Raw genomic sequence first — 4,550 nt, 5'->3', positions numbered from 1 at the left:
AGTGCTGCTTATATCGAGAGGACTATTGAGCTTGGCTAGTAATTTGAGTGACTAGCTGATGATTTTGCCCCGGCTGTAAGGTGATACCCTCTGCCAAAGACGGCGCATGCAGTGTTGATTCCACACACAAAAAGTGTAAGTAACCCTCGTCATTCATGTCGGCCATCGATTGAGCACCTTGTTGCCAAGGATTCCACAACACCGCGGAGTTATGACCTTGATTTTCAACGGTTAGCGTGCGAGCTAATGCGGGGTCTTGCACTGTGATCAAGGGTTCGGGTTGCGTGTAAACACGGTCTATCGTGTCAGTGAGAGTGAGCAAACCGTGCTGAGTACATAGACGACTGTTTTGTAGGCTATCAATATACTCCGGTCCCACACCTGAGGTTTGCGTTTCACGAATATCACCCACGTGCAGATAAGTGTGCAGAGCCCCAGAGAAGGTCCATGCTTTTGAATCCGTGTTAGTCACATCAAGTGTCACAGTCAAGCTCTCACGGATTTCCACGTGCAATCGAACGTCAAATTGATATGGCCAAATGGCTAAGCTCTCTGGCGTGGCTTGCAAGCCGAGAGTGACGATAACGCCTTGCTCATTTTCCCTGTGTTCGATCAGTTTCCATTCTTGGTTCCGTGCAAAACCATGTGCCGGGGCGGCAATACGACCAAACCATGGCCAGCAAACCGGAATACCACCGCGTAGTGCGGCTTTGCCATCGTAAATAGCTTGTGAGCTCATCCACAGCAAGTCAGCTTGACCTTTTGGCTGAAAGGAGAGGACATGGCCACCGTGTAGTGAGATGGCGGCGCTGGCTTTGTCATGAATGACGCGTACGATTTTGACTTGATCTTGCTCAGCTATGGTGACGCAATCAGATAATGTTGTGACGGTTTTCAAAGAGAGTAAATCCATCTTAGTTTCCTTGAGTCTGCGTTTTGGCTAGCTCTGAGATTTGGTGAAATAGCGAGCAAAAGACTCGGAAACACCAATACTCAGATACCAAAAAGGCGACCCTAGAGTCGCCTTTTTGTCTAACGAATTTCTTCGCTAATCACTACATTACTTAGAGATGTGAGCGATCAGGTCAAGAACTTTGTTTGAGTAACCGATTTCGTTGTCGTACCAAGATACTACTTTAACGAATTTGTCAGTCAGTGCGATACCTGCGTCAGCATCGAAGATAGAAGTGCGAGTGTCACCGTTGAAGTCAGTAGAAACTACTGCATCTTCAGTGTAGCCTAGGATACCAGCCAGTTCGCCTTCAGAAGCTGCTTTCATAGCTGCTTTGATGTCGTCGTAAGACGCTGCTTTTTGCAGGTTAACAGTCAGGTCAACTACAGAAACGTTAGCAGTTGGTACGCGGAAAGCCATACCAGTCAGTTTGCCGTTCAGTTCTGGAAGAACAACGCCTACTGCTTTCGCTGCGCCAGTTGAAGATGGGATGATGTTTTGAGAAGCACCACGGCCACCGCGCCAGTCTTTTGCTGAAGGACCGTCAACTGTTTTTTGAGTTGCAGTTGTTGCGTGAACAGTTGTCATCAGGCCAGACTCGATACCGAAGTTGTCGTTCAGTACTTTAGCGATAGGCGCTAGACAGTTAGTTGTACAAGAAGCGTTAGAAACGATGTCTTGACCCGCGTAAGTCTTGTGGTTAACACCCATTACGAACATTGGAGTCTTGTCTTTTGAAGGGCCAGTCAGAACAACTTTCTTCGCGCCTGCTTCGATGTGTTTACGAGCAGTTTCGTCAGTTAGGAACAGACCTGTTGCTTCAGCAACAACGTCAACACCGATTTCGCCCCATTTCAGGTCAGCTGGGTTACGTTCTGCAGTTACACGTACAGTTTTGCCGTTAACGATCAGGTTACCGTCTTTAACTTCAACAGTGCCGTTGAAACGACCGTGAGTTGAGTCGTACTTCAGCATGTATGCCATGTAATCAACGTCGATCAGGTCGTTGATACCTACAATTTCGATGTCATTGCGCTCTTGCGCAGCACGGAAAACGAAACGACCGATACGGCCAAAACCGTTAATACCTACTTTGATAGTCATTATAGTTGCTCCACAACTTAATTTCTGATTAAAGATAACTGGTAGTAAAATTACAGAATCCAGTTAAAAGCTGCAACAGATAATCGGACTTAACTTGTTTAAAGTCAAAAAAAAGCGTCGCTTTTTTTCACAATCGTTTGCAACTGATTAACTTTTAAACTTGAGCCTGCTTTTTATGCTTACCAATTGACGTAGAATGTGGCGATGGTTGAGTACCGCACACACTAAAAAATCTTGCTCAAAATAGAGTGAAAAAGTATGTGCCACAAACTCTGAATTAGGCAAGTTTTTCACAAAAAATGGTCAGTGAAGCGATAAGTAAAAAGGAAAGAGAAAGGGTGAAAATCGAATCAAAAGATCTGCACAAGCCTGATGAATACTGGCGTGAGCACCTGACGGAAGAGGCGTTTTATGTCTGCCGCCAACAGGGGACAGAAGCACCATACTCAGGTAAGTTGTTACACAATAAAGACACGGGTCTTTACCACTGTACCTGTTGCCAAAGCGCTCTGTTTAGCTCTGAAAATAAATACGATTCGGGCTGCGGTTGGCCAAGTTTTGATGCGCCGATTAATGAACAGGTGATACGCTTTTTGGATGACTTTAGTCACGGAATGGTGCGTACCGAAATTCGTTGTGCAGCCTGTGATAGCCACCTTGGACATGTTTTTGAAGACGGTCCTAAGACGACAGGATTGAGATTTTGTGTTAACTCGGTGTCGTTAATTTTCAACAAAAAGTGAATATTGCCAGACGACTTGGAGTGGTAGGTTGGCGCTAAGTGAGTTCATCCCCGAGCACCAATAGGTTATGCGATGAGAAATAAACGCCGTCAACAGCGCAGCATCTTTAAGTCGGAAGGGATCAGCGGCCAAGAAATTCGCCGCTGATTTCCGAGGCACTTCACCCTTCGTTAGGTTTAGGCAGGGTAGTCTTGGTGTAACTGCCGTTACGGATCGTTTTAGCAATCGTGCTGGCAGTATCATCCAATGCGGCAAACTTCTCTTGGCTAAAACCGTAAAGCCGTTTCATTTCTGTTGTGGACGCAACCGAAACCCCAAACTCTTTGCCAATCATTGCCCACAGATAAGCATGCTCTTTATCATGCAGAGCATGGTAGTTACTGGCTAAGGCTTTCAATATCTCAATATTGACGGGTTGACCATTGCTGAGCTCAAGTGTTTTATGCAGCAGCTCGATGGTTTTCGGTTTATCGCGGTCAGTGTAAAAAGTGGCGAGGGCGTACTGCATCTCGGCCGTTTCTAATTCAGGCTTACCTTCCAGCTGCAAAAAGGCACGCCGCGCCGCGTGATCGCCAATCTGGCTCCACAAGAAATAGAGTGCTTGTGGTGAATTGGATTGTTTCAGTTCAGCCACGATACGTTCTTGCTCTTTGCCTGAATTGACCAAAGCATTAAAGCGATTCTCTTTTAGCTTCGTTTGATCAATCGCTTGGATTTGCGAAGCAAGCTCAAGACATTTTCGATAAGCACTCACCAAATGGTATTCTTTGATGCTTTTTTCATCGCTCGGTGATTTCAAAATTTCAAAGCGGTGCCATATCAGATCGGTTCTGGGAATGCGGCATTGCCCATCATCCATATTGAGCTGTTCACAGCGCAGATTGGGGTTGTCGGCACAGAGCTTTTCGGTGTTCTTGCGATTCTCGAAACAGCCACTTAACAGCACTAGGCTTGCGAGAATAAGTAATGGTTTAGTCAAATTCATGATATCGGCTTGTGATCAAATACACTTATTTATTTAGCTGTTCTTGACGCATTACGCTAGCTCGTTATGTTGACGCCACATCACTTTTGAGCAGGATGAGATCATGGACACCCAACAACTGATTAATGCGATTACGCCTGAAGCTTATCAGCGCCTACTGTACGCCGTAGAAACGGGCAAGTGGCCTGAGGGTACACCACTTTCACAACAGCAGCGAGATTCCTGTATGCAAGCTGTGATGTTGTATCAATCTAAGCATAATACACAGGCAGACCATATGTCGGTTGGCGTGGGGGGCGAGGTGGTTTTTAAATCCAAAGCGGAACTGAAAAAGCGCTTTTCGGAAGGGGAAGAGGATATTCTGCGCGTTAACCCCAACCAAGATGCATAAATAACCCTCAATCTAATAATGAGCCTCGCATTACGCGAGGCTCATTGGCAACCATGTTAAATGGGGGAGATCGCTTTTCGATCTTCTGCTTCAACCACTACAGCGTCATTTCACCACGTAACACTTGCTGCATTTTGGCTTTCACTTCTTCATAGGAGAGGTTCTGGCTGAGCAGATAATGCAGTTTGGCGAGCGCCGCTTCAGGCGTCATGTCATAGCCACTGATCACACCCGCATCAGCCAGTGCACAACCTGTGGCGTAGCCGCCCATATTGACTTTGCCCGCAAGACATTGGGTCAGGTTCACCACAATCACCCCACGTTCAGAGGCCGCTTTGAGCTGAGCCAGTAACTCAGGATTCTGCGGTGCATTGC

5 protein-coding genes and 1 pseudogene are annotated in these 4,550 nt (G+C 46.5%); 2 read left to right on the top strand and 4 right to left on the bottom strand.

The window, feature by feature from the left end:
• Nucleotides 1-22: 22 nt before the first annotated feature.
• Both GOU96_RS16915 and gap read right to left on the bottom strand, forming a co-directional pair.
• Nucleotides 23-913: a D-hexose-6-phosphate mutarotase gene (locus GOU96_RS16915; protein ID WP_142737192.1), complete on the bottom strand. Its 891-nt coding sequence runs from the start codon at nt 911-913 to the stop codon at nt 23-25.
• Between the two features lie 147 nt (nt 914-1,060).
• On the bottom strand, nt 1,061-2,056 hold the full coding sequence (gene gap / locus GOU96_RS16910; RefSeq protein ID WP_000153496.1) for a type I glyceraldehyde-3-phosphate dehydrogenase: 996 nt from the start codon (nt 2,054-2,056) through the stop codon (nt 1,061-1,063).
• A gap of 299 nt (nt 2,057-2,355) precedes the next feature.
• Here gap and msrB point away from each other — a divergent pair, with 299 nt between their 5' ends.
• Nucleotides 2,356-2,799 carry a peptide-methionine (R)-S-oxide reductase MsrB gene (gene msrB / locus GOU96_RS16905; protein ID WP_046126923.1) on the top strand — a complete coding sequence of 148 codons (444 nt, stop codon included), beginning with the start codon at nt 2,356-2,358 and terminating at the stop codon, nt 2,797-2,799.
• A gap of 160 nt (nt 2,800-2,959) precedes the next feature.
• Here msrB and GOU96_RS16900 read toward each other — a convergent pair whose 3' ends face one another.
• A complete protein-coding gene (locus tag GOU96_RS16900) occupies nt 2,960-3,784 on the bottom strand; it encodes a DUF2989 domain-containing protein (RefSeq protein WP_001054630.1) in 825 nt (274 codons plus the stop codon).
• Nucleotides 3,785-3,887: 103 nt separating this feature from the next.
• Between GOU96_RS16900 and GOU96_RS16895 the strand changes: the two genes are divergently transcribed.
• A complete protein-coding gene (locus GOU96_RS16895; protein ID WP_032470924.1) occupies nt 3,888-4,175 on the top strand; it encodes a YeaC family protein in 288 nt (95 codons plus the stop codon).
• A 97-nt stretch (nt 4,176-4,272) separates the two neighbouring features.
• Here the strand turns inward: GOU96_RS16895 and ansA are convergent.
• A pseudogene (gene ansA / locus GOU96_RS16890) lies at nt 4,273-4,550 on the bottom strand (asparaginase); the annotation flags it as partial.

This window comes from Vibrio sp. R-1, assembly GCF_035615595.1.
Classification (GTDB): Bacteria; Pseudomonadota; Gammaproteobacteria; order Enterobacterales; family Vibrionaceae; genus Vibrio; species Vibrio cholerae.
This window is presented reverse-complemented; position numbering and strand designations above follow the sequence as displayed.

Coding starts and splice junctions, on each gene's coding strand:
- GOU96_RS16915 (WP_142737192.1), bottom strand. CDS start 913: ATGGATTTACTCTCTTTGAAAACCGTCACAACATTATCTGATTGCGTC.
- gap (WP_000153496.1), bottom strand. CDS start 2,056: ATGACTATCAAAGTAGGTATTAACGGTTTTGGCCGTATCGGTCGTTTC.
- msrB (WP_046126923.1), top strand. CDS start 2,356: ATGGTCAGTGAAGCGATAAGTAAAAAGGAAAGAGAAAGGGTGAAAATC.
- GOU96_RS16900 (WP_001054630.1), bottom strand. CDS start 3,784: ATGAATTTGACTAAACCATTACTTATTCTCGCAAGCCTAGTGCTGTTA.
- GOU96_RS16895 (WP_032470924.1), top strand. CDS start 3,888: ATGGACACCCAACAACTGATTAATGCGATTACGCCTGAAGCTTATCAG.